Genomic DNA, 24,637 nt, shown 5'->3' with positions numbered 1-24,637 from the left:
GGCCCATGTGCGGGTGCGGACCGCCGGGGCCGGTGGGGGGCTGAGGACCGCCGGGGCCCATGTGCGGATGGGAACCCATGGGGAGCTGGGCTCCGCCGGGGCCCATGGGCGGGTACGGACCGCCGGGGCCCATGGGGGGCTGAGGACCGCCGGGGCCCATGGGGGGCTGAGGACCGCCGGGGCCCGTGGGAGGTTGGGCTCCACCCGGACCTGCGGGGGGCTGAGGACCGCCGGGGCCCATGGGGGGTTGAGGGCCGCCGGGTCTCGCCGGGGGTTCGGGATTGCCGGGACTCACAGGAACCTCCATGTGCGGGAAAGGGGGATGAGAGCGGTCAGCCGCCGGGCGTTCCGGCCGGGCCGAGGCCCGCCGCCACGAGTTCGGCGGCGCGGCGCACGGTCTCCTGGTCGGACGGGGTGACCCCGCCGTCCTCGGCGCGGGTCCACTCCACCTTGACGATCAGGTTGCTGACGCGGAGCCAGGCCGTGCAGACGGTGCGGGAGATGTTCGTGCCCTCGCGCGCGTAGTCGCGGGCGAACGCCCCCTCACCGATCCCGGGCAGGTCGCGGACCCCCGACCTCGTCTGCCGGCCGAACATGGTGTCGGTGCCGGCCTCGGCGTCGGTCTCCCGGCGCGTCCTCTCGAAGAGCGCCCGTGCCGCCTCCGGCGCGCCCGTCTCCCCCTGCGGGGATACGGCCTGCGTCTGCACGCTGATCCAGCGGTAGGCGGTGCCTCTCTTCAGGTAGTTCCAGGTGCACTCGTCCGCCTTGGTCATCCTGGGGTCGGTGACCTGGTCGACCAGTTCGCGCACCTGTTCGACGGTGAGCAGTTCGCAGGCCTGCGGGGCGGTGGCGAACCGCCCCGGGTCCACGGCCGGTTCCCCCGGCTGGATCGTGGCCCAGGCGACCGCCGCGCCGGCGGCCGCCGCGGTCAGCACGGCCGCGACGGGGATCCACCACCGACGGCGCCGGGGGCCGGGACTCGGGGGACCCGGCGTCCAGGGGGCGGGGGCGGGATCCGGAGCCCAGGAGGCGCCGTGGCCGTGGAGTCCCGGAGCACCGTGGCCGTGCCCGGCGTCCGGCCCGGTGGGGGCGGCGCGGTAGACGGAGGTCGGCACGGTCGGGGCGCCCCGGGGCGTCGGGGGCACGGCGGCGGGGGCGGTGTCCGTCCGGGCCAGCCCGCTCAGCACCTGGCGGACGGTCGCGGGCGCGGGACGCCGGGCCGGATCCTTGGCCAGCATGGCCAGCAGGAGCCCGCCGAGTTCGGGCCCGGCCAGGGTGGGCGCGGGAGGCTCGTGCATCAGCACCGCGGCGGCCACGGCGGCCGGGTGGTCGCGGTGGAAGGGCGGCCGTCCCTCGACGGCCGCGTACAGCGTCGCTCCCAGCGACCACAGGTCGGAGGCGGGGCCCGCCGGCTCCTCCCGCAGGCGCTCGGGAGCCGTGTACCCGGCGGAGCCGGCCCGGTCCGCCAGGCTCTCCTCACCGGTGAGCGGGACCGCGATGCCGAAGTCGGCGAGCATCGCCGTACCGTCCCGCTCGACCAGGACGTTGCCCGGTTTGACGTCGCGGTGGAGCATGCCGTGCGCGTGCGCGGCCTCCAGCGCGTCCAGGATCCGCAGGCCGATCGCGGCGGCCCGGGGCGGCGGGATCGGCCCCTGCCCGATCAGCTTGTCCAGTGAGACGCCGTCCACCAGGTCCATCACGATCCACGGCCGGCCGCCTTCGGTGACCACGTCGTGGACCATGACGATGGACGGGTGGTTCACCCGGGCGGCGGCCCGCGCCTCCAGGATCGCGCGCTCGGCGAAGTTCTCGCTGCCGCGCATCTCCTTGACCGCGACGTCGCGGCGGAGCGTCTCGTCGCGTGCCCGCCAGACGGTGCCCGCGCCGCCCTCTCCGAGCCGTTCCAGCAGCCGGTACCGGCCGGCCAGCATGTGCTCGCTCATTCCAGCCCCCGCAGCGCCGCCTCGCCCCGCCGCGCTGCCTCCAGCGCCCGGTTCCTGATGTCGTCGTCGGTGGGCCGGGACGCGTGCGAGGAGTACTGGGCCTCGACGACGAGGTCGAGGAGGCGGAAGGTCACGACGCTGGTGTGGGTCGCTTCGTGAGGGGGAGGGGAGGTCAGGTCGTAGGCGAAGGCCTCCTCGCCCAGGCCCGGCACCTGGCGGCGGGCCGTGCGCTGGGCGGTCACCTGCTCGACCCCGATCTCCTTCCAGCTCCAGTTGACCTCGGTGGCCTCGCCGTACTCCCGGTCGAGGCTGGTGAAGAGCGCGTGCGCGGTCTCGGGGGTCATCGCCCACGGCTGCGGGGTGTCGCTGTCGGTGAGGGGGAGCAGCGCGAGCCCGCTGTTCCCGTCGATCCAGGAGCAGCCGTCGCCGTCCGGCTTCCCTGCCGGGGGCTGGGAGATGTTCATGATCTGGCGGACCTGGTCGGCGGTGAGCAGCTTGCAGAAGTCCACGGGCTGGTCGTACGAGGTGCGCTCCGGCTTCCCCGGCGGGAACCGCAGCGTCACGACCGCCGCCACCACCAGGCAGAGCGCCACTGCCACACCGCCCCAGAGGAGGAGGGGCCTGCGACCCTTGGCCGGGACGGGGCTGGAGCCCCCGGTCCCGCCCGCGCCCACAGGTCCGGTGCCGTGGGGACCCATGCCGTGGGGTCCAGTTCCGTAAGGTCCGGTGCCGTGGGGACCCATGCCGTGGGGACCCGTTCCATAGGGTCCCGTTCCGTGCGGCCCGGTCCCGTGGGGGCCGGTGCCCACGGGCGCCGCCGGGCCGTGCGCCTGCTGGTCCGGGAGCGGCGGGGGCGGGAGCGGGGGCAGGGGGGCGTTCCCGGCGGCGACCTGGTCGAGCAGCCAGCGCAGGCTGCCGGCGTCCGGGCGCTGTGCGGGGTGGTGGGCCAGCATCGCCATCAGGACCGGGCCGAGCGCGCCCGAGCGCCGCGGCGGCCTGATCCGGCCGGCGAGCGTCGCGGCCAGCCGCGCCATGGTGTCGCCCTCGATGGCGGGCACGCCCTCCACCCCGAAGTAGAGGGTGGCGCCGAGCGACCACAGGTCCGAGGCGGGCCCGCCCTGGTCGCCGTCGAGGCGCTCCGGGGCGATGAAGCCGGGCGAGCCGATGAGCATGCCCGTCTGGGTCAGCGTCGCGTCGCCCGCCAGGCGGGCGATGCCGAAGTCGGTCAGGACGATCCGCCCGGAGTCGGTCAGGAAGACGTTGCCCGGTTTGACGTCCCGGTGCTGGATGCCGCGGGTGTGCGCGGCCGCGAGCCCGTCGAGCAGCTGGGCGCCGAGCTCGGCCAGGCGCTCCGGCGGGAGCGGGCCCTGCTCCTCGACCACCTCGGTGAGGGTCCGCCCGCGCAGCAGCTCCATGACGATCCACGGTCTGCCGTCGTGCACCGCCACGTCGTGCACGGCGACGACCGCGGGATGACGCAGCTGCGCGGTGGCCTGCGCCTCCCGTACGGCGCGCGCCACCATGTCCGCCCGCTGGGCCTCGTTCATCCCCGCGGGCAGCGTCAGCTCCTTGACCGCCACCTCGCGGTCGAGCATCTCGTCTCTGGCCAGCCACACGGTGCCCATGCCGCCGCTGCCCAACTCGCGCAGCAGGCGGTAGCGCGTCGTGAAGCCCTCCCCGTCTGGCATAGGCGGGAGAATAGCGGACTTACTACTTGTGATCGCTCAAGTGCCATAAGTGTGACAAACACTCCCAAGCACTCCGTTCGCCCGCACCGGACGTCCGGCGCGGACGAGCGGAGAGGGGAGATGTGCGCAAGCGTGTTTAAACAGGTTCACAATCGTGACTTGGTGATGTAAGGGGACTCGGTGGACCGGCGGGCAGGTGGACCGGCGGGCAGGGGCCGGGCGGGTCACCAGCGGTTGCGGGTCTCCTCCGCCCAGCCGGTCAGGCCGTCGAGGTCGACCCAGTCACCGTCGTCGGTCCGCATCCGCCCGGTGAAGTGGCCGAAGCACTGGTGCGTCTCGCTGCCCACCACGCCGAGCTCGGTGCGGGCGACCCTCTCGTGGAACGGGTGGAACTCCACCTCGGCCCGGGGCCCGGTGATCCGCCAGGGGCGGAGCCGGTCCGTCCGGTCGTAACGCCACTCCAGCTCGTCGCCGATCTTGTGCAGCCGCCCGTCCACGAAGAGCGCGTTCTCCGTCATGCCGGTGCCGTCGGTCCACTTCCCGCCGAGCTGGACCGCCCGGCCGGGGCCGCCGCCCGCCGCCCAGTTCCAGGTGATCGCGTACGGCCACTTCCCCCGGCCGTGGTCGAGCACCGCGAAGGAGTCCTCCTCGCGCACCTCGTGCTCGCCGGAGGACAGCCGGAGCCGCCCGCGCACCGGCCTGCCGACGTCCTTGACCGTGTACTGGAAGCGGTGGGGCCCCCACGGGACGACCACGCCCAGCGACTCGTGCCCCTCGGGGAGCGGGATCTCCAGGTCCACCTCGACCCCGGGCGCGAGGGCGCGCAGCGAGGTGCCGTCCGGGCGCTGGACGATCTCGACCGCCACGCCGCCGCCCCGGACGGAGGCCGTACCGGCGCCGCTGCGCTCCGGCAGCACGGCGCCGCGCGCCAGCGGCACCACGGCGTCCTCCGAGATCTCCTCCCCGGTGGCGCGGTCCAGCACGTAGACGCCGTGCAGGCCCGCGTAGTCCAGTGAGGACGCCACGATCCCGACGACGTGGCCCGGGGTGACGATCCCCCAGTACTCCCAGCGCTTGGTCCGCCCCCAGCCGCGCAGGTTCGCCCGGTGCAGCGGTCGCCGGGTCCAGCCGACCGCCGCGGGATTCAGCCGCCCGTCCGGCAGGCACAGGTCGACGGGGGAGGTGATCTCGCGCTCATGGGTCCGCATGGCGAGAGCGTAATGGCCGGATCCGGACGACGGGGAAGAAGCCCGGCGCCGGACGCGGGTCCGGGGGCGGCCCGCCCCACCGCACGCCCCCGTCCCCGAAGGCGCCGTGCGGAGGGCGCCCCGGCCGGGAGTTGACCTCGACTTCGGTTGAGGTTGCAGGGTTGAGGCCTGACACGGACGAGCAGAGGAGTCAGGGATGAAGGCGGCGGCGTTCTCCGAGTTCGGCGGCCCCGAGGTGCTGCGGACCATGGAGCTGGAGACACCCGAGGCGGGCGCGGGCCAGGTGCGGGTGCGGGTGCGGACGGCGGGCGTGCAGCCCTTCGACGTGGCGGTACGGCAGGGCTGGACCCCGCCCGGCGTCTCCGGCGGCCTCCCCCGGGTGCCGGGGAACGAGTTCGCCGGGGTGGTCGACCAGGTGGGGGCGGGGGTCAGCGGGATCGCGCCCGGCGACGAGGTGCTCGGTTTCGATCTGCTGAACTGCTACGCCGAGTACGTCGTGGTCCCGGCGGAGAACGTCACCGCCAAGCCCGAGGGCATGTCGTGGGAGGTCGCGGGCGGACTGACCGCGGGGGCCCAGACCGCCTCCATCGCGGTGGAGCAGCTCGGCGTGGGCGAGGGGGACACGCTCCTGGTCCACGCCGCCGCCGGTGCGGTCGGCACCGCGGCGGTGCAGCTCGCCCGGTTGCGGGGGGTGCGGGTCGTCGGCACCGCGCGCGAGGAGAACCACGACTACCTGCGCTCCCTCGGCGCCGTCCCGGTCGCGTACGGCGAGGGCTTGGAGGAGAGGGTCCGCCGGGCGGCCCCGCAGGGGGTGGACGCGGTCATCGACGGCGCGGGCGGACAGGCGCTGGAGGTCTCGCTCCGGCTGGCGGAGCCGGAGCGGATCATCACCCTGGTCGAGCACGGCAGGGCCGCCGAGCTGGGGGTGCAGACCACGCGGGGCCTCCGGCTGGCCTCCCGGCTGGCCGAGCTGGCCGGGCTGCACGTCAAGGGCGACCTCGCCTGGCACGTCCGCCGGACCTACCCGCTGGACCGGGCGGCCGACGCCCACCGCGAGGTCGAGGGCCGGCACGGCCGGGGCAAGGTGGTGCTCACGGTCCTCTGACCGGGGCGGGAAGGGTCCCGGCGCCTCCGCCCGGTGCACGGGGGTGCCGGGGCGTGGAGTGGGGTACAGGGCGCCGGTCGCCGCCCGAGGGTCCGGCCCGGCTGCCGGAGGGTGGTCACCGTCGTTAATCCTTAGTAAGGTTTACTATCAATAACGTGCTATCCGTCGGCCGTTGGACATGAGTCACCTCCGTTTCCCCCCAAGGAGGAGTCCACGTGAACGTGCGACCCAAGGCGGCCACCGGGGCCGCCGCCCTCATGCTCGGATCCCTGCTGGCGGTCCTCCCCTCGACCCCCGCGCAGGCTCACGGATCCATGTCGAACCCGCCCAGCCGGGCCTACGTCTGCAAGACGGAGGGGCCCGACAGCCCCGACTCCGCCGCGTGCAAGGCGGCCGTCGCGGCCGGGGGCACCCAGGCGTTCTACGACTGGCACGAGGTGTCCCTGCTGAACGCGGGCGGGCGGCACCGCCAGCTCATCCCGGACGGCAAGCTCTGCAGCGCCGGGCGCGACAAGTACCGCGGCCTCGACCTGGCCCGGGCCGACTGGCCCGCCACCCGGGTCAGCCCGGGACCGCTGACGATCACCTACCACGCGACCGCGCCGCACGCGAACAGCAACTTCGAGTTCTACATCACCAAGCCCGGCTGGAACCCCACCCAGCCGCTGCGCTGGTCGGACCTGGAGCACATCAAGACCTTCAACAACCAGAACCCCACCACCTACACCAACTGGACGATCAACCTTCCGCAGCGCACCGGCCGCGCCATGATCTACTCGATCTGGCAGCGGGTGGTGGGCAGCGAGGAGGCCTTCTACACCTGCAGCGACGTCGACTTCGGCGGCGGCTCCAACCCGTCGCCCACCCCGACCGTGACGCCCACCGCCACCCCGACGGCGACGCCCACGGCCACGCCGACCGTGACGCCCACCGTCACGCCGACCTCGCAGCCGGGCGGCACCTGGGCCCCGAACACCGCCTACGCGGTGGGCGCGCGGGTGACCTACGGCGGGGCGACCTACCAGTGCCGGCAGGCGCACACCTCCCTGCCGGGCTGGGAGCCGCCGAACGTCCCGGCGCTCTGGCAGCGCCTCTAGACGCCGCCGGCCCCGTCTCCAGGGGCCCCCAGAGGTGCTCCGGAGGCGTCTCCGGAGACGCCCCGAAGACGCCTCTGGGGCGTCCCCGAGGTCACCGGACGGCGCCCGCCGTGCCGTCCGCGCAGGCCGTACGGCCGTGCCGCACGCATGCGCGGCCGTACCCGCCCGTGCCGGGGAGATGCGGACTCCCCGGCACGGGCCCGTCCGGCGGATCCGGCGGGGGTACAGCGGATCCGGCAGAGATCCGGCGGAAGGCTCCATGAGGTCCGCGACACGAGGAGAGACGCCCATGGCGGGGCACCGCGCGCGGGAGGCCACCGTACGGCGCGCCGTACCGGCCCTGCCCCTGACCCTGTCCCCGGCCCTGCCCATGACTTTGCCCATGACTTTGCCCCTGGCTCTGCTCCTGGCCGTACTCCTGGTCGCCGGGACCGCCGGCTGCGGCGCCTCCGACGGGCAGTGGGCGCGGCAGGTCATGGCGAGCCGGGCGGCGGACGCCGGCGCCGAGCGGGGCTTCAACGCCGCCGACGTGATGTTCCTGCAGATGATGGTGGTCCACAACGGCCAGGGCGTCGAGCTGGCGCGGCTGGCGCACGGCCGGCCGGTCCGCGAGGAGGTCGCGCTGCTGGCCGGGGCGATCGCCGTGACGCAGGAGGACGAGACGGCGGCCATGGCGGGCCTGCTGCGCGAGTGGGGCCAGCCGCCGACGGCCCCGCCCGACGGGCACGCCGCGCACGGCGGCATGCCGGAGACGGACGCCCGGGAGATCGCCTCGGTCGCGGCGGCGGCCCCCGCCGGTTTCGAGCGGGCGCTGCTCAACACGCTGATCGCCCATCAGGACGACGCGGTGCAGCTGGCCGCGGCGGAGGCGTCCGGTGGGCTGCACCCCGAGGTCAGGGCGATGGCCGGCCGGGTCGAGAGCTCCCGCAGGGCGCAGATCGAGCGGATGCTGGCGCTGCTGGAGGGCTGACCCCTCCGGCCCCGCCACCGTGCCGCCACCGTGCCGCCACCGTGCAGGGGCTGTGGCCGATGTCGTGCCGGGACCGGGCCGAGGGCGGAGCGGCGGTGGGGCGGCGGTGGGGCGGCGGTGGGGCGGCGGTGGGGCGGCGGTGGGGCGGCGTGGAGAGGACCGAGGGAATGCCGGGCGCGGGGCCGGGTAGACGGGGCCGTATGCCACAGGAACCGAACAGCACGCCCCCGCCCCAGACCCAGCCCTACCCCGGCCACAGCGGCGAGATGACGCCCGAGCCCCGGGACGAGATGCGCGGCTACGCCGGTCGCGACCTGCTCGCCGGCAAGCGCGCCCTGATCACCGGAGGTGACTCCGGCATCGGCCGGGCGGTAGCGGTGGCCTTCGCCAAGGAGGGCGCGGACGTCGCCATCGCCTATCTGAACGAGCACGACGACGCCGAGCACACCAAGAGCCTCGTCGAGAAGGAGGGGCGGCGCTGCCTGCTGCTCCCCGGCGACCTGGCCTCCGCCGAGCACTGCCGGCAGGCGGTCGAGTCCGCCGCCTCCACGCTCGGCGGGATCGACGTGCTGGTCAACAACGTCGCCACGCAGGCGCCGGTGCAGTCGCTGGAGGAGCTCTCCGACTCCCAGTGGGAGCGCACGTTCGCGGTCAACATCCACAGCTACTTCTGGGTGACCAAGGCGGCCCTGGCCCACATGCCCGACGGGGGAGCCATCATCAACACCTCCTCGATCAACGGGCTGCGCGGGAACAAGAGCCTGATCGACTACTCCGCGACCAAGGGGGCGATCAACGCCCTCACCTACTCGCTGGCGCAGACGCTCGTCGAACGGCGCATCCGGGTGAACGCGGTGGCGCCCGGACCGGTCTGGACGCCGCTGATCCCCGCCACCTTCCCCCAGGAGAAGGTGGAGAAGTTCGGCGAGCAGGTGCCGATGAAGCGGGCGGCCGACCCCGACGAGATCGCGCCGTCGTACGTCTTCTTCGCGGCCGACCGGCTCTCCTCCTACTACACCGGGGAGGTCCTGGCCCCGATCGGCGGGGAGACGCTCCCCGGATGACCTCCGCGGGCCGTTCCCGGGTCCGGCGGGGTGGCCCCGCCGGACCCGCCGGGCTCCCCGGACCCGCCGGGTTCATCGGACTCCGCAGGCTCCCCGGACCCCGCCGGGCTCCTCGGGCTCAGCGGCCACCGAGGAAGGCGAGCACCTCGGCGGCCGCCTCCTCGGGCCTGGTCGACGAGACGTCGACGGTCAGGTCCGCGACCTCGGTGAAGAGCGGCCCCCTGCGGGCCCGCTGCTTGGTGAGCATCGCCCCGAGGTCGGGCTCGAAGTGCGGGCGGTGCCCGCCGGAGAGCATGCGCTCGGCGAGGACCTCCGGCGGTGCGTCCAGCCAGACCACCACCGCCGGTCCCAGCGCGGCCCGGCAATCCGGGTCCTCCACCGTGCTCGCCGCCGCGGCGATCACCGGGGACGGGCGCTCGGCGAGGGCGTCCCGCAGGTGCTCGGCCTCCCGCCGGTGCAGTTCGTCGGCGCCGTCGCGCTCGGCCATCTCGGCCGCCGTGGCACCGTACCGGGCGGAGAGGTCGGGGTCGCTGTCACGCAGCTCCCGGCCCAGCTCCGCGGCGAGGATCCGGGCGACGGAGGACTTCCCCGCTCCCATCAGGCCCGTCACGACGACGGGACGGTCGTGCTCCACGGCTTCCTCCCAGGTCAACGTTTGAGATCCGTGTGGGGGATAGATGAATGGGCGTTGGCACGAAGGAGGGAAACCCCATGACCATCGCAGGCGGCATCATCCTCATCATGCTCGGCGCAATCTTCACATGGGCGGTCGAGTTCGACCTCGCCGGGTTCGACATCAACGTCCTCGGCGTCATCCTGATGCTGGGCGGTCTCGTCTGGCTGCTCACCGCCCTCTACCGGGCCCAGGTCGCCCGCAGGGCCGTGGCGCCGCCCACAACGGTGGTCGTCGAGGAGGACCCGGTCACCCACCGCCGCGTCTACGAGGAGCGCTACGACGACCCGCCGATGGTGTGAGTTTCCCCGAAGCATGAGACGGAGGACGGAAAGTGAGCGACACCCTCGTGTCCCGGACCGTGGGCCTTGCCGGCGGAATGGCCGGCGGTCTCATCGCCGGAGCCATCTTCAAGCAGATCTGGAAGTTCGCCTCGGGCAAGGAGGAGGCGCCCCAGGCCACGTCAGAGGAGTACGGGTGGCGGGAGGTCCTGGTCGCGGCGGCGATCCAGGGCGCCATCTACGGCATGGTCAAGGCGGCGATCGACCGCTCCACGGTCCACGGGACGCCCAGGAGCGGCCGGAAGTAGATCCACGGGACGCCCAGAAGCGGGCGGAAGCAGGCCCGCGGGACGCCCGGGAGCGGCCGGAAGCAGGCCCACGCGCGAGCCCCGGCGCCGGAAGACGGCGCCGGGGCTCACGCATGTCCCGCGTCGTTCCCTCCGTCACCTTTGTTGATCTTTAGTGCCGTTTGCCCTGCGGCGTGGCGGGAAGGCGATCAGGGGCTGAGGTGAAAGGAGTTCGATCATGGGAGAGGCTCCGCAGTACGTCGCCGCGCGGGTGCAGCAGGCGCTGGCGGAGGACGAGCGCACCACCGAACTCGGCATCCGGGTGGACGTGCGGGGAGAGCAGCTCTTCCTGCGCGGCCAGGTGACCTCGGAGGAGCGACGGGAACTGATCGCCGACGTGGCCGGGGAGGTGGTTCCCGGGCTGGCCATCCGCAACGAGCTGACCGTGGCGGACGTCCGGGAACCGGAAGGGGAGGAGAAGCTGTGAGTGTGCGAGTCGCGGCCGTGGGCGATGTGCACCTGGGCGAGGACATGCGGGGGCGTTACCGCCCGCACCTCGCCGGCATCGAGGAACGGGCCGACGTGCTGCTGCTGGCCGGAGACCTGACCCGGCACGGGACCCTGGAGGAGGGCAGGGTGGTGGCCGACGAGTTCCGCGACCTGCCGGTCCCGGTGGTCGCCGTGCTCGGCAACCACGACTACCACTCCGACAAGCCCGCGGAGCTCGCGGCGGTGCTGCGCGACGCCGGCATCATGGTGCTGCACGACGACTCGGTCGTCCTCGACGTCGACGGGGTACGGCTCGGCGTGGTCGGCGGCAAGGGGTTCGGCGGCGGATTCGCCGGCAAGTGCGCCAGCGAGTTCGGCGAGCCGGAGATCAAGGCGTTCGTGAACCACACCAAGCGGATCGCGGACCGCTGGCGCCGGGCGCTCAAGGAGGTCGACGCGGACCGGCGGATCGTGCTGTCGCACTACTCGCCGGTCAACGACACGCTCGAGGGCGAGCCGCGGGAGATCTATCCGTTCCTCGGCAGCTACCTGCTGGCCGAGGCGGTGGACGCCGAGGGCGCCGACCTGATCGTCCACGGTCACGCGCACATGGGCACCGAGAAGGGCATGACGCCCGGTGGGATCCGGGTGCGCAACGTGGCGCTGCCGGTGCTGAACCGGGCCTACGCGGTCTACTGCCACGGCGGCGACGGCGAGAGCTGCGACTGATCCGCGACGCCCGGGCCCCGCGGGCCGGGGCGTCGCACACGAAGCGGGCCGGACACCGGATCCGGCCCGCTATCTCGTGCGGTCATGGACATGGACGTCGTTGTCGCGGACAGGCCCCGGACGATGGGTGGGTCCGGGAGCGGCCGCTCCGCTCGGGTGCGGGCCACGGCCCGCGTCAGACGTTGAAGATGCTCACACCCCCCGGACCGACCAGGAAACCGAGGACGATGAGCACGATCCCCCAGAGGAGATCGCGGCGGGCCAGGATCACGTAGATCCCGGAGATGACCAGTGCGACTGCGATGATCCAGAGCAAGGTAACCATGGCCCGCCTCTGCCCCGGAGGGAGGTCAACTAACACTCCTGAGCCGGTAAAGATCCACCAGGGGCTGGAGGAACCAGAGCCAGGCGCTCAGCAGCCCCACCAGCCCGCCGAACGCCGCCGCCGGCCAGCCGGGGATCACCGTCTCCGTGACGAGCGCGACGGCGCTGGTCATCGCCACGGCGAGCGCGATCGCACCGAGGACGCCGAGCTCGTTGGCGCGGTGCAGCATGCGTTCCTTGAGCCCGGTCCGGAAGAGCAGGCGGTGCTGGGCCGCCGGGGTGATGAAACAGACCGAGGCGCAGGCCGAGCTGAGCAGGGAGATGAAGAAGAGCCAGAGACCGAGGGTGTCCACCTTTTCGAACCCCGCCGAGAACGGCAGCGTCAGCAGGAAGGCGAACAGGACCTGGATGCCGGTGACCGCGACCCTCAGGCCCTGAAGCAGTTCGGTCAACTCGCGGTCAACGCGTTCCTTGTGGCTCTCGCCGGGCGCCGGGCCCTCTGTGCGCACATCTTCCTTTTCAATCATCAAAGTCAATTGCCCCTGTTTTACTTGCTTATGCCCGGGGACTACGGAGCCGTTCAGGGGGTAGCCACTCGTTTATGGGAAGCCACAGCCACGAGGTCACCGACGCGATCCTGGAGACGTTGAAGCGTGCGAGCAGCGCACTGAAAGACGCCGGTGTCCGATTCGCTCTGGCCGGGGGGTGCGCCGCCTACGCGCGCGGAGCCGCCCCGTCGCTCCATGACGTCGACTTCGTCCTCCCCGAGGAGGACGTCCCGTCCGCGCTGGAGGCGCTGCGCGAGTTGGGCTTCACCACGGCCAAACCGCCGGAGGACTGGCTGGTCAAGGCCTACGACGACGGCCGGCTGGTGGATCTGATCTTCCGGATCGCCGACAACACCGTCACGCCCGCGCTGCTGGAACGGGCCGAGCCGCTGAAGGCCTCCGCCGTGATCGTGCCCGTCCTGGAGGCGACGGACCTGGTCATCTCGTGGTTGCTGCCGCTGTCCGAGCACGCCTGCGACTACGGTTCCCTGCTCCCCCAGGTCAGGGCGTTGCGCGAACAGGTCGACTGGAACCGGGTGGCCGCGGTGGTCCAGGAGTCGCCGTACGCGTCCACGTTCCTGGTCCTGCTGGAACGGCTGGGCGTGATCTCCGAGCCCGTCGACGCCTCGGGTAACCCGTCCTGGCCCTGAGGCCGGGCGCCGGGGCCGGGGGCGTGCCGGGACGCCGGAGTTGCGGGCATGTCGGCTGGTGTACGGAGCACCGTCCGAAGTCCGGTAGTCTTGTCGAGGTCAGGCGCCGCTAGCTCAGTTGGTTAGAGCAGCTGACTCTTAATCAGCGGGTCCGGGGTTCGAGTCCCTGGCGGCGCACTCCGGGAGAAGCCCGGGCCACCTCAGGTGGCCCGGGCTTCTCGCTGTCCCGGGCTTCTCGCTGTCCCGGGCTTCTCGCTGTCCCGGGCTTCTCGCTGTCCCGGGCTTCTCGCTGTCCCGGGCTTCTCGCTGTCCCGGGCTTCTCGCTGTCCCTGGCTTCTCGCTGTCCCTGGCATCTTGCCGTCCCGGGCTTCTCTCTGCCCGGGGTCCGGTCTCAGGGCCCGGCTTCCGGGGCTCCGCCCGGTGGGCGCCCGCGGCCCTCCGCAGGGCGGTCCTGCGGAGGACGGCCTTCCACCGGGCGGGCCGGTTCCGGCCGTCAGCCGTCGAGATCGTCCACGTCCCACCGCAGCTCGTCGATCACGTCGACCACGCCGTTGACCCGGAGCACCGAGCGGGGGAAGATCTGCGCGTCGCTGCGCTGCCGTACCCGCCCGCCCAGTGTCACGACACCGCGGTTCACCCAGACCCGCACCCCGGAGGTGTCCACCCACACGGAGTGGTCCAGCACGTCCCGCTGGATCTCCCGGGCGATCTCCTCGTCGCTGCGGACGAGGACCTTGAGCAGGTCCTGACGGCTGAGGATGCCCTCCAGCCGGCCGTCGGAGTCGACGACGGGCAGGCGCTTGACGCCGTGCTCGTCCATCAGCCGCATCGCGTACACCACGGCGGCCTCCGGCCGGATGGTGACCGCCGGCGCGGTCATCAGCTCGGCCGCCGTGTCGCCGCGCACCTTGACCGCGAGGTCCCTGCCCCCCTCCTGGGCGAACCGGCGGCGGAGCCGGACGCGGAGCGGCGGCTGGTAGTCCTCGCGGTAGTACTGCTCCTTGAACTCCTCCTTCAGCAGCAGGTCCGCCTCCGAGACCACGCCGATGACGCGGCCGTCGCCGTCGACCACCGGCACCGCGCTCACGCGGTGCGTCAGGAGCGTCTGGGCGACGTCCTTGAACGGTGTCGCGCCGGTGACCGACACCACCTCGCGGGTCATGACCTCGCCGACCTTGACGCGCATCGTCTCCTCCTCGGGAAGCGCGGATCCTCTTCCCCCATCACATCGCGGCGCCACCCCTCGGGCGGAGGGCCGGAAGTCCCTCATCCCCAGGTCGTTGCGCCTTTCGACGGTCCACGCCCGGGCGGCCACCGGGCCGGTCCTACCCAACCAATGCACGTGGTTTCCCCGGATGAGACCCGGTGCGGGTTAACCTGGGCCGGGGGTCACGATATGAGAGCATTCGCCTGCGCACTGGCACTGGCGCTGTCCGTGGTCGCCGGCTGCGGCGCCGAACCCGAGAGGACCGCAGCCCAGGCTCCGGCACCGTTCTCGGCCGCCGGGACGGCGGTGAGCCGGTCCCAGACACCGGCCCCCGACCAGGCGACGGCCCGGTCGCCCGCCCCGGACCAGGCGACGGCACAGGCCCCGGACGGCCGGATCGAGGTGAGCCGGGAGCAGCACCGGATCCTGACCGGGCAGTGCCGGTACGCCGACAGCGCGTCGCTGCGCGAGGAGTGCCTGGCGGCGGCCGAGCGCGAGTACCGGGTGGGGCGGGAGAACCGCGATCTGGACTGCCGGACCTACTCCGGTGTCACGGTGTGCGGGCGGCTCCTGCTCAGCGACCGGGAGCAGCAGTGCGTGAGGGAGGCGGAGACGGGCGGCCAGGCGCGGCGCCGAGCCGAGGTGGAGTGCTACGTCTTCGCCTGAGCAGCCGGACGCGGTGAGGTCCGCGCGGGCAGCCGGACGCGGTGCCGGGCAGCCGGACGCGGTGAGGTCCGCGCGGGCAGCCGGACGCGGCGGGGTTCGCCTGGGAACCGGATGCGGCGCTGAGCCGCCGCGGAGCGAGGCGACAGCGGCGCGCGGCGGGGTGATAGGAGCCCGCTGCGGGGCAGTTGAGGGGGACGCCGATCGCCCGCCCTCACCCACCCCGGAGGGATCACGAATGACGAGCAATCCGCAGCCGCTCTGCCGGACCTGTGGGTCCATGGTGGAGCACCCCGGACGCCACCGGGAGTGGCACGAGGCCCTCGAACGCCTGGTGCCCGGCCTGGAGGCCGAGCTGGAACGGTTCCGGGGGGACGACGACCCCGGCCAGGGGTCCGGGTTCACCTTCTGACCCGGCCCGCTCGGGTCCCGGGCCCGCCGCACGCCTGCCCAGGGCAGGCCCGGCCGCGGGAGGCGGCCGGCTTCCCCGTACGGCGGGCGCGGGACGGGCCTCAGGCGGCCCCGCCCCAGGCGGTCGGCACGGGCGCCACGTCGTCCTTGCCCCAGCCGAGTTCGTCGATCACGTCGACGACCCCGTCGAGGTTGCGGGTCACGTGGACCGCGGTGGCGGCCTGGCTGCGCGTCTCCAGCTCGCCGGAGAGCGTCACGACGCCCTCGCGGACGGTGATCCGCACGCTCTGCGGGTCCGCCCAGAGGTTGCGCACGATGACGTCCTCGCGCACGCGGCGCTCGATCTCGTGGTCGCTGCGGACGAAGACCCGGATCAGGTCGCGGCGGCTGACGATGCCGAGCAGGACGCCGTCGTCGCCGACCACGGGGAGCCGCTTGACGCCGTGCCGGTCCATCAGGCGGGCGGCCATGATGACGGACGAGGAGGGGGTCACGGTGACGGCGGGGGAGGTCATCAGCTCCTCGGCGGTCTCCCCGGCCGCCCGGCGCTGGACGTCGCCGTCGGCGGCCAGGTGGTGGCGGAGCCGGGTGCGCAGCGGCGGGCGGTACTCCTCGCCGTAGTAGCGCTCCTTGAACTCCTCCTTGCGGAGCAGGTCGGCCTCGGACACGACGCCGACCACTCGCTGGTCGGCGTCCACGACCGGCACGCCGCTGACGCCCCGGTCGATGAGGAGCTCGGCGATCGTGTGGAAGGGCGCGTTCGCCGTCACGGCTGCGACGTCGACGGTCATGACGTTCTTGACGGTGACTTTCATGGCGGACCTCCGATGGGGTGCAGGGGCCTGAGGTGCAGGGGCCTGGGGCGCGGGGGACGTGGGCGGGGAATCGGGGAGGGGCGGGGAGCCGGGGAGGGGACGGCGCGGGGATCAGCCGGTGACGTGCCGGACCCGGACGACGCCGGGGACGGTGCGGGCCAGCAGATCGGCGATCTTGTCGGCGAGCTCGCCGCCGTTGCCGCGCAGCTCGGCGACGCCGTCGCGGACGGTGACCTCCCAGCGGGGGCCGGCGGGGAACTGCTCGCGCAGCACGGCCAGCACGTCGGCGCGCAGGTCCTCGTCGGCGCGGGCCAGGACGGCCATCAGGTCGCGGCGGCTGACGATGCCGGCCAGGCGGCCGTCCACGACCACCGGGAGGCTCTTGATCCGCTCGCCGACCATGAGGTCGATCAGCTCGACCACGTCGGTCGTCGGGGTCACGGTCGTCACCCGGGGCGTCATGACCTCCTCGACCCGCAGGGGCAGGCGCTCGCCGTGCCCCAGCACGGCCCGGGCGCTCGCCCGGGGGTCGCGCTCGAACTCCCCGCGGAGCAGGTCCATCTCGCTGACGATGCCGACCAGGCGGCCGCCGGAGTCGAGGACGGGCGCCGCGGTGATGTCGCGGCCGTGCAGCACCCGGACCGCCTGCCGTACCGGATCGGTGGCGCGGACCGTGACGACGGGTTCGGTCATGACCTCGCGGACCAGCATGGCGGCAACCCCTTCGTGCGCGGGCGGGCTCTTTCCCGGGGGCTTCCCCGGGAGGGGGACGGGATGTCCCCGCCCCCTCATTCCACCGCCGGGCGGGGCGGGTGCGGAGGGGGCGGAGGTCCCGGGGGACAGGGTCTTTCGGCCACCGGTCCGGCGGGTCAGATCTCGAAGACGAGGCGGGCCGGGACCCGGCCGCCGAGCACCTCGTCGACCGCCTCGTTGATCTGGTCGAGCGTGCGGGTCTCGCAGATCACCTTGGTACGGCCGGCCGCGTGCAGGCGGAAGACCTCGGCGAGGTCGGCGCGGGTGCCGACGATGGAGCCGATCACGCTGATGCCGCCCAGCACGGTCTCGAAGATCGGCAGGTTCATGCCGTTGTCCTTCGGGAGGGAGACCAGGACCAGCCGGCCGCCGCGCCGCAGCGAGGCGTGCGCCTGCTCCAGGACGGTCGGGTGGGCGGCCAGGACCACGGCCACGTCCGCCCCGCCCAGTGCCCGGATCTGCTCCACGGGGTCGACCTGGGCGGCGTTGACGACGTGGGCGGCGCCCAGTTCCTTGGCGAGCTGGAGCTTCTCCTCGGTGACGTCGACGGCGATGGTCTCCCCGCCGAAGATCTGGGCGTACTGCTGGGCGAGGTGCCCGAGTCCGCCGATGCCGAAGATCGCGGCCCGCTCGGTCGGGCGCAGGCCCGAGACCTTGACGGCCTTGTAGGTGGTGACGCCCGCGCAGGTCAGCGGGGCGGCCTCCACCGGGGACACGCCGTCGGGGACCGTCACGACGTAGTCGGCGGCGGCCACCGCGTACTCGGCGTGCCCGCCGTCGATGGAGTAGCCGCTGTTCAGCTGGGACTCGCAGAGCGTCTCCCGGCCGCTGACGCAGTATTCACAGGTGCCGCAGGCGTATCCCAGCCAGGGGATCGCGACGCGCTCGCCGACCGAGCGGCCCCGTACGGCGGAGCCGAGCCTCTCGATGACGCCCACGCCCTCGTGGCCGGGGGTGAACGGCGGGGTGGGCTTGACCGGCCACTCGCCGCGGGCGGCGTGGATGTCGGTGTGGCACAGGCCGCTGGCCTCGATCCGGACGAGCACCTGGTGGGGCGCGGGCTCGGGGATCGGGACCTCGCGGATCTCGATGGGCTTGTCGAAGGCGGTGACGATCGCTGCACGCATGATGGTGTCTTCCTCTCATCTGTCTCACCCCCATCCTCCGCCGTCACCGCAGGTCAGAACTCGGGAAAAGGGCCCGACCTGTCAGGACCAAGGGCCCCTCCCGCCAGGGGAGAGCGACCGGGCACCCCGGCCCGGCACCGCGGATGAATTCCGGAATCCGGAAAGGAGGATTGTGGTCGCATGTTTTCCTTTGAATCGCTCCAGAAACGTTCCAGTGAGTTTTGTGGCATATGTCACATAAAGGAATTCCGGGTGAACGCGCATTCACGGTGCGTTTTCTTCGGCTCTCTGGCCACCGGTTTTCGATCATCCGTCCGCGCCGGAGTCGTCCGTGTATCCGGTAGGTGACGCTCCGCTGGGTTGACCTGTTCTGTCAACTTGATCAACATTCCGGGTGATTGTTTGTGTCGCTGCTCTCTGACGCCTTCTGGCCTGCCTTCCGGGGTCCGCGTCAGCGTGCCTTGAGGAAGGGCTCGGGATGCGGATCCGGCGCGTGCGCGTGTGGCTGACGGCCGCCATCGTCATGGTGGCGATGTCGGTGCTGGTCTCCGGGATAGGGGTGCCCGACGATCTGGTGCGGCGGGCCGCCGCGGCCCCCGACGCCCCGGAGCCCGAGCCGTCGGTCGACGGCCGCGCCGTCCCGGCGCCCAAGGCCGCCGAAGGCGCCGAGGAGAAGGACCCGAAGGTCACCCCCGCACCGCCGGTCTGGCCGAAGGCGGGCAGCGCCGAGGTGGAGATCAGGGCCGGGCTGGAGCGGGCCGCTGACCTGCCGGTCCGGGTGGGCGCGTCCGGCACGGCCACCGGCGCCGCCAAGGTGAGGGTGCGGACCCTGGACGCGGAGACGGTGCGCCGGCTCGGCGGCGTCGGCCTGGCGGCCCGCATCGAGCGGGCCGACGGCTCGGCCGCTCCCGGCACGGTGCGGGCGGAGTTCTCCTACGGCGGCTTCCGGAACGCCTTCGGCGGCAACCTCGCCTCCCGCCTGCAGCTGGTGCGCCTGCCCGCCTGCGCGCTGACCAGCCCGCGCCCGAAGGGCTGCGTGGTGCGCCCGCAGTACGTCCAGGCCCGCAACGACCTCAAGCGCGGCGTGCTGGTCGCCGACGTGCAGATCGGCAGGGCCGCCCCGGCCACGAGCGCGGCGCCGCCGAAGGGCGACGCCAAGGCCGCCGTCCGCGCCCGCGCAGAGCAGGCCGCGGCCGAGCAGCTGGCGGCCGGGTCGGTGTACCTGCTGGCCAGCGGGCTGACCGGCCCGGACGGCAACTTCGGCGCCACCGATCTCAAACCGTCGGGCACCTGGCAGGCCGGCACCTCCGGCGGGTCGTTCAGCTACGACTACCCGCTGCCGGAGGCGCCCTCGCCGGTCGGCAACGGCCCCGGCCTGTCGCTGCAGTACGACGCCTCCTCCGTCGACGGCCAGGGCGACTGGACCAACAACCAGTCCGGCGTGGTCGGCGCGGGCTGGGAGCTGAACGCCGGGTTCATCGAGCGCAAGTACCGGCGCTGCACGGTCGACAACGCCTACGACTGGGAGACCGGGGAGCTGATCTGGGAGGCTCGCGAGCTCGGCACGGCCGGGCGCGCGGTCTGCTGGGAGTCGCCGGACGAGAACGACAACGACGCGACCACCAACGACTACACCCAGTCGGAGCTGGTGCTCAACATCGGCGGCCGGTCCGCCTCGATCGTCAAGGACCGCGTCTCGGGCGCGTGGAAGACGGTGCCGGACTTCGGCTGGAAGATCGAGCAGCTGGCCGGGGGTGCGGACGGTCAGGCCTACTGGAAGGTGACCTCCGCCGAGGGGCAGGTCTCCCGGTTCGGCTACCGCCGCGACGCCCAGTGGCAGCTGCCGTACGTGGCCAACCAGCGCGGCGAGCCGTGCTGGGAGCGCTACTTCAACGACGACATCCCGCCGACCTGCACCGGGGTGTGGCGCTGGAACCTGGATCAGTCGATCGACGCCAACGAGAACGTCGTCGACTACACCTACGACAAGGAGACCAACTACTTCTGCCTGCCCTCGTGCCGGCACGAGGTCTACCGGGTGCTGCCGTACGACCGGGGCGGGGCGCTGGCGAAGGTCGAGTGGGGCCACAACACCCAGGTGGCCGGGAGCAGCCCGACCGCGCGCACGGTCTTCACCACCGCCGACCGGGGCGGCGTGGACGTTCCGGCCGACCTGCTGTGCGCCACCGCCCAAGGCTGCGCCAACGACGCCATCGCGTTCTACTCCACCCGCAAGCTGACCTCCGTGCTGACCGAGGCGGCCGGCCCGGACGGCGCCTGGAACCACGTGACCCGGCTGGACTTCGACCACGAGTGGGTCTACACGCGCACCGACTTCGGCGCGCCGTACGACCCGGTGCTCTGGCTGGACTCGGTCCGGCAGACCGGCCTGGCCGGAGACGAGCCGATCACGCTGCCGGCCACCGACTTCGACGCGGTCATGCTGGCCGGGAAGATGGTCTACGACGACATGTCCGACTGGACGGACCTGCTGTCGTGGCGGATGGTGCCGCGCATCGCCGCGATCGCCAACGGCATGGGCGGCCGGATCGAGGTCGCCTACGGCCAGGCCGCACCGTGTTCGGGCGGCAGGGGCCGCGACGGGTCGGACTACTTCGCCGACAAGGCCGGCGACTGCTACGACGTCGACGCCTCCATCGAGGGCAACGAGGCCTGGACCCGCTACTTCAAACAGCTCGCGACGAAGGTCACCGAACGCGACCTCGTGGCCGGCTCGCCGGACATGGTGCACGCCTACGAGTACCTCGACGGACCCGGCTGGGCAAGCCCGGTCGAGTACGCCGAGCCGGGCCTGTCGCCGCCCTCGACCGACTGGCGCGGCTACGGCACCGTGCGCACCGTCCGTGGTTCCGGCTCCGACCCGGACGGCTACACCGTCACCTCCGACACGTTCCTGCGCGGCCTGGGCACCCCGGTGAAGGACTTCGAGGGCGGCACGGTCATCGACGCCCGCGCGCTCCAGGGCCAGCTGCTGCAGGAGCAGACCTGGAAGGTCACCTCGCTCGGTCCCCGCGCCTACGCCGAGGCCGAGTCGACCCGCTACGAGTACGCCGTCGTGGCCACCGGCACCGGGCCGGGCGTGCAGGACCCGGCCTTCGTCCACCGGACCAGGGAGCGCACCCGCGAGCAGGTGACCGGGGGCGGTTGGCGGTGGACCGAGCAGCGCACCGCCTACAACGCCGACGGCCTGCCGTCCAAGGTCAACGACTACGGTGACGTCTCCACCGCCGCCGACAACACCTGCACCACCACGACCTACGCCCGCAACACCGCCTCCGGGCAGTGGTTCACCAGCCTGCCCTCAACCGTCGAGACCCGCACCGGGGACGACTGCTCGGGCGGACAGGTGATCAGCAGGACCGTCACCCTCTACGACGGCGGCACCGACCCGGCGGCCAACGCCCCCAGCGACGGCAACGCCACCGAGACCCGCAACCACGTCAGCGCCACCGGCGTCTCGGTCACCAAGGCCACGTTCGACGACTACGGCCGCCCGCTGACCTCCACCGACCCGCTGGGCAAGACCACCACCACCGCCTACAGCCCGGCGACCGGCTGGCCGCACACCGGCGTCACCGTCACCAACCCGCTCGGCCACACCGTCACCACCCGCTCCTCGCACCTGAGCGGTCTGCCCGCGCTGCTGACCGACGCCAACGGCAGGCGCTACGAGATCGACTACGACGCGCTGGGCCGTACCACCGCCCTCTGGGGGCCGGGCGAGCCGCGCAGCGGCGGCACGCCGAGCGCGACCGTCTCCTACGACGTGCCCGGCGACGCCCCGGCCCGCACCACGATGCGCAAGCTGCTGTCCGGCACCGGGAACGGCGCGCGGTACCTGACCACCCACTCCTACGACGACGGCCTGGGCCGCACCCGCGAGGTGCAGGCGGCCTCCCCGGCGGGCGGCCGGATCGTCACCGCCACCGTCTACGACGCCCGCGGCCTGACCCGCGCCGTCACCCAGCCGCTCCACAACGGCGACGAGCCCGGCAGCGGCCTGCTCAACCCAGCCCTGTCCAGCGTGCCGCAGTGGAGCGAGACGCTCCACGACAGCCTGGAGCGGCCGACCGCGGTCATCGACCGCCACCTGGACCGCGAGCTGCGCCGCACCACGACCGCCTACCCGGGTGCCGACCGCACCGAGGTCATCCCGCCGGTCGGCGGCAGGACCGTCACGGTCACCGACGCCGCCGACCGCCCGGTCCGCACCGAGGAGTGGAAGGACGGCTCCGTCCACCACGACACCCACTACGGCTACGATGCCGCCGGCCGGCTGAGCAAGATCACCGATGCGAACGGCAACGTCCGCACCTTCACCTACGACTGGCTGGGGCGCCGTACGGCCGCCACCGACCCCGACTCCGGAAGCAGCAGCACCGGCTACGACGCGGCCGGCCGGATCGCCTGGACCGTGAACGGCAACGGCACCAGGATCTCCTACAGCTACGACGCCCTCGGACGGCGCACCGCCCAGTGGGTCGGCGAGGCCGGCACCGGGACCAAGGCCGCCGAGTGGACCTACGACACCGTCGCCAAGGGGCAGCCGACCTCGGCCACCCGCTACGTCGGCGGTCACGCCTACACCGACACGGTCACCGGATACGACCACACCTACCGGCCGACCGGCACCAAGCTCACCATCCCGGCCGCCGAGGGCGCGCTGGCGGGCGAGTACGTCTTCACCGCCGCCTACGACCGGGCCGGCAACCCGACCGAGCAGACCATGCCCGCCGTCGGCGGCCTGACCGCGGAGAAGCTCGCCTTCTCCTACACCGACCTCGGCCTGCCCGAGTCCCTGACCTCCGACCACGGCGGCGGCACCACCTACGTCAAGGACACCGCCTACACCGCGACCGCCCGGCCGGCCGAGCGCTCCTACGGTGCCGGCGGCCAGGTCAAGCGGGCCTTCACCTGGGACGCGGCGACCGGCTGGCTGGCGCGGCTGACCACCACCGCCAAGGCAGGCACCACTGCGGCCGCCGCTCAGGACGACCACTACACCTACAACGCCGGTGGGCAGATCACCCGCATCCTGGACGCCGCCTCCGCCGTCCCCGGCACCCACGACGGCCAGTCCGAGTGCTTCACCTACGACGGCCTGGACCGGCTGACGAAGGCGTTCACCACCACCGGCTCCTCCTGCGAGACCGGACCCGACACCAAGGGCCCCGACCCCTACGACCAGTCCTACGCCTACGACGCGATCGGCAACCTCACCTCGCTGACCGACGGCGGCGCCGCCGCCACCTACGGCTATCCCGCCGCGGGTCCTGCGGCGGTGCGACCCAACGCCGTCACCTCCGTCACCCGCCCCGGCGGCCGCACCGACACCTACGGCTACGACGACGCCGGGCAGCTGACCCACCGCACCGTCGACGGCAAGCAGGGCACCTTCACCTGGAACCCGCTCGGCCAACTGGACAAGGCCGTCATCGACGGCGCCGAGACCTCCATGGTCTACGACGCCGACGGTGAGAGGCTGATCCGACGCGACCCCGACGGCAGTCGCACCCTCTACCTCGGCGGCATGGAGGTGAGGTCGGCCGGCGGCCAGGTGACGGCCACCCGCTACTACACCGGCCCCGACGGCTCCACGGTCGCGATGCGTGACGTCTCCGGTGTCAAGTGGCTGGCCTCCGGCCTGCACGGCTCGGCCCAGCTGGCCATCGACGACGTCACCGGCGAGGTCTCCCGCGAGCGCTACCTGCCGTACGGCCAGCGCCGCGGCGTCGATGACCTGCCCTTCACCGACCGTGGCTTCCTCGGCAAGACCGAGGACGCCTCCACCGGCCTGACCCACCTGTCGGCCCGCTACTACGACCCCTCGATCGCCCGGTTCATCTCTCCCGATCCGCTGCTCAACCTCGACAAGCCTCAGTGGATCAACCCCTACGGCTACGCCGGCAACGACCCGATCGGCGCCTCCGACCCCACTGGGCTGCGTCCTGACACCCCCACGGGCAAGGCCGACCCGTGCGCCAAACCCAGCAGCCGTACCTGCAAACTCCAGCGCAAGCACCAGGCCGAGGCGGCCGCCAACGCGGCCAAGGCGGAGGTCGACCGGCAGTTCAAGCTGATGCTCGACGCGGTCCTGGCCCTGGCCAAGATCGCAGCCGACGAGCTCGGCATCACCGCGGGCATCCAGTGCTTCACCACCGGAAACGTCGGCGCGTGCGGGGACACCGCCCTCAACATCCTCGGCTCACTGGCCGGTGGCCTGGCCGGCAAGCTGGCCACCAAGTACGCGCTGCCGTGGAAGTGGAAGAAGGCCTACGAGCTCGGCAAGAAGGTCTGGAAGCACGCCGGCGACGCGATCGGCGCCTTCAAGAACTGGCTCGCGGCCAAGGACAAGCTGAAGGCCGCGGAGAAGGCTAAGGAAGCAGCGCAAAAGGCGTTGCGGCCGGTCGGTTCGGTATTCGAGTCCATCGACGACGTGATGGCCAATCCACTACTGCTGGAGAATCTCACCCCGGCTCAGGCCGAGGCCGTACTCAAGGGAACTCCCGGATGGAAGGTGGAGAAACTCCGTCGTGGATCGGCCAAGGGCAGGGGATGGATGTTCCGCGAATACAAAGATGGAA

22 protein-coding genes and 1 tRNA gene are annotated in these 24,637 nt (G+C 72.8%); 13 read left to right on the top strand and 10 right to left on the bottom strand.

Going from position 1 to position 24,637, the window contains the following annotated elements; genetic code table 11:
• Positions 1-332: 332 nt before the first annotated feature.
• The 3 genes from ACFOWE_RS20270 to ACFOWE_RS20260 all read right to left on the bottom strand — a co-directional run bounded on the left by ACFOWE_RS20270 (position 333) and on the right by ACFOWE_RS20260 (position 4,839).
• The gene (locus tag ACFOWE_RS20270; protein ID WP_377290087.1) at positions 333-1,943 is read right to left on the bottom strand and encodes a serine/threonine-protein kinase; all 1,611 of its coding nucleotides are present in this window, start codon (positions 1,941-1,943) and stop codon (positions 333-335) included.
• Entirely contained in the window at positions 1,940-3,631 is a 1,692-nt protein-coding gene (locus ACFOWE_RS20265; protein WP_377290085.1) for a serine/threonine-protein kinase, read from the bottom strand. The genes ACFOWE_RS20270 and ACFOWE_RS20265 overlap by 4 nt, the downstream gene beginning before the upstream one ends.
• A 224-nt stretch (positions 3,632-3,855) precedes the next feature.
• Positions 3,856-4,839 (bottom strand): DUF2804 domain-containing protein, encoded by a 984-nt coding sequence (locus ACFOWE_RS20260; RefSeq protein ID WP_377290083.1) that lies wholly within the window; start codon positions 4,837-4,839, stop codon positions 3,856-3,858.
• A 196-nt stretch (positions 4,840-5,035) separates the two neighbouring features.
• On the opposite strand from ACFOWE_RS20260, the gene ACFOWE_RS20255 reads away from it, so the two are divergent.
• From ACFOWE_RS20255 to ACFOWE_RS20240, 4 genes are all read left to right on the top strand, one after another.
• A complete protein-coding gene (locus ACFOWE_RS20255; protein WP_377290081.1) occupies positions 5,036-5,944 on the top strand; it encodes an NADP-dependent oxidoreductase in 909 nt (302 codons plus the stop codon).
• 215 nt (positions 5,945-6,159) lie between these two features.
• Complete coding sequence (locus tag ACFOWE_RS20250; protein WP_377290079.1) at positions 6,160-7,041, top strand: lytic polysaccharide monooxygenase auxiliary activity family 9 protein; 882 nt, start codon at positions 6,160-6,162, stop codon at positions 7,039-7,041.
• A 289-nt stretch (positions 7,042-7,330) separates the two neighbouring features.
• Positions 7,331-8,011 carry a DUF305 domain-containing protein gene (locus tag ACFOWE_RS20245; RefSeq protein WP_377290077.1) on the top strand — a complete coding sequence of 227 codons (681 nt, stop codon included), beginning with the start codon at positions 7,331-7,333 and terminating at the stop codon, positions 8,009-8,011.
• A 200-nt stretch (positions 8,012-8,211) separates the two neighbouring features.
• Complete coding sequence (locus ACFOWE_RS20240; RefSeq protein ID WP_377290075.1) at positions 8,212-9,075, top strand: SDR family oxidoreductase; 864 nt, start codon at positions 8,212-8,214, stop codon at positions 9,073-9,075.
• A gap of 118 nt (positions 9,076-9,193) precedes the next feature.
• On the opposite strand, the gene ACFOWE_RS20235 is transcribed toward ACFOWE_RS20240, so the two are convergent.
• Positions 9,194-9,727 (bottom strand): shikimate kinase, encoded by a 534-nt coding sequence (locus ACFOWE_RS20235; protein ID WP_377290073.1) that lies wholly within the window; start codon positions 9,725-9,727, stop codon positions 9,194-9,196.
• Positions 9,728-9,786: 59 nt separating this feature from the next.
• Here ACFOWE_RS20235 and ACFOWE_RS20230 point away from each other — a divergent pair, with 59 nt between their 5' ends.
• The 4 genes from ACFOWE_RS20230 to ACFOWE_RS20215 all read left to right on the top strand — a co-directional run bounded on the left by ACFOWE_RS20230 (position 9,787) and on the right by ACFOWE_RS20215 (position 11,534).
• Positions 9,787-10,050, top strand: coding sequence for a DUF6458 family protein (locus tag ACFOWE_RS20230; protein ID WP_377290071.1), 264 nt, complete (start codon positions 9,787-9,789; stop codon positions 10,048-10,050).
• A 32-nt stretch (positions 10,051-10,082) separates the two neighbouring features.
• Positions 10,083-10,337, top strand: a complete 255-nt coding sequence (locus ACFOWE_RS20225; protein WP_377290069.1) for a DUF4235 domain-containing protein — start codon at positions 10,083-10,085, stop codon at positions 10,335-10,337.
• Positions 10,338-10,554: 217 nt separating this feature from the next.
• Positions 10,555-10,803, top strand: a complete 249-nt coding sequence (locus ACFOWE_RS20220) for a BON domain-containing protein (protein WP_377290067.1) — start codon at positions 10,555-10,557, stop codon at positions 10,801-10,803.
• Positions 10,800-11,534 (top strand): metallophosphoesterase family protein, encoded by a 735-nt coding sequence (locus tag ACFOWE_RS20215; protein WP_377290065.1) that lies wholly within the window; start codon positions 10,800-10,802, stop codon positions 11,532-11,534. The genes ACFOWE_RS20220 and ACFOWE_RS20215 overlap by 4 nt, the downstream gene beginning before the upstream one ends.
• Positions 11,535-11,709: 175 nt before the next feature.
• Here the strand turns inward: ACFOWE_RS20215 and ACFOWE_RS20210 are convergent, their stop codons facing one another.
• Entirely contained in the window at positions 11,710-11,859 is a 150-nt protein-coding gene (locus ACFOWE_RS20210) for a GPGG-motif small membrane protein (protein ID WP_377290063.1), read from the bottom strand.
• A gap of 25 nt (positions 11,860-11,884) precedes the next feature.
• Positions 11,885-12,385 (bottom strand): DUF6328 family protein, encoded by a 501-nt coding sequence (locus tag ACFOWE_RS20205; RefSeq protein WP_377290061.1) that lies wholly within the window; start codon positions 12,383-12,385, stop codon positions 11,885-11,887.
• Between the two features lie 74 nt (positions 12,386-12,459).
• Between ACFOWE_RS20205 and ACFOWE_RS20200 the strand changes: the two genes are divergently transcribed.
• Both ACFOWE_RS20200 and ACFOWE_RS20195 read left to right on the top strand, forming a co-directional pair.
• Entirely contained in the window at positions 12,460-13,056 is a 597-nt protein-coding gene (locus ACFOWE_RS20200; RefSeq protein WP_377290059.1) for a nucleotidyltransferase family protein, read from the top strand.
• A gap of 103 nt (positions 13,057-13,159) precedes the next feature.
• A tRNA-Lys gene (locus ACFOWE_RS20195) sits at positions 13,160-13,233 on the top strand.
• A 316-nt stretch (positions 13,234-13,549) separates the two neighbouring features.
• Here ACFOWE_RS20195 and ACFOWE_RS20190 read toward each other — a convergent pair.
• Complete coding sequence (locus tag ACFOWE_RS20190) at positions 13,550-14,242, bottom strand: CBS domain-containing protein (RefSeq protein ID WP_377290057.1); 693 nt, start codon at positions 14,240-14,242, stop codon at positions 13,550-13,552.
• Between the two features lie 210 nt (positions 14,243-14,452).
• Here ACFOWE_RS20190 and ACFOWE_RS20185 point away from each other — a divergent pair, with 210 nt between their 5' ends.
• Positions 14,453-14,929, top strand: a complete 477-nt coding sequence (locus ACFOWE_RS20185) for a hypothetical protein (RefSeq protein WP_377290055.1) — start codon at positions 14,453-14,455, stop codon at positions 14,927-14,929.
• Positions 14,930-15,164: 235 nt separating this feature from the next.
• Positions 15,165-15,338, top strand: a complete 174-nt coding sequence (locus tag ACFOWE_RS20180; protein WP_377290053.1) for a hypothetical protein — start codon at positions 15,165-15,167, stop codon at positions 15,336-15,338.
• Positions 15,339-15,438: 100 nt separating this feature from the next.
• Here ACFOWE_RS20180 and ACFOWE_RS20175 read toward each other — a convergent pair whose 3' ends face one another.
• From ACFOWE_RS20175 to ACFOWE_RS20165, 3 genes are all read right to left on the bottom strand, one after another.
• Positions 15,439-16,152 carry a CBS domain-containing protein gene (locus tag ACFOWE_RS20175; protein WP_377290052.1) on the bottom strand — a complete coding sequence of 238 codons (714 nt, stop codon included), beginning with the start codon at positions 16,150-16,152 and terminating at the stop codon, positions 15,439-15,441.
• Between the two features lie 111 nt (positions 16,153-16,263).
• Positions 16,264-16,863 carry a CBS domain-containing protein gene (locus ACFOWE_RS20170; RefSeq protein WP_377290050.1) on the bottom strand — a complete coding sequence of 200 codons (600 nt, stop codon included), beginning with the start codon at positions 16,861-16,863 and terminating at the stop codon, positions 16,264-16,266.
• 158 nt (positions 16,864-17,021) lie between these two features.
• Positions 17,022-18,032: a zinc-dependent alcohol dehydrogenase gene (locus tag ACFOWE_RS20165; protein WP_377290048.1), complete on the bottom strand. Its 1,011-nt coding sequence runs from the start codon at positions 18,030-18,032 to the stop codon at positions 17,022-17,024.
• 493 nt (positions 18,033-18,525) lie between these two features.
• On the opposite strand from ACFOWE_RS20165, the gene ACFOWE_RS20160 reads away from it, so the two are divergent.
• Positions 18,526-24,637, top strand: a 6,112-nt coding sequence (locus tag ACFOWE_RS20160) for an RHS repeat-associated core domain-containing protein (RefSeq protein WP_377290046.1), incomplete at its 3' end; no start/stop codon positions are given.

Origin of the sequence: Planomonospora corallina (assembly GCF_042650625.1) — a bacterium.
GTDB classification, from domain to species: domain Bacteria; phylum Actinomycetota; class Actinomycetes; order Streptosporangiales; family Streptosporangiaceae; genus Planomonospora_B; species Planomonospora_B corallina.
Note: the sequence above shows the minus strand (reverse complement) of the source record. Positions and strands in the feature narration are given on the sequence as shown.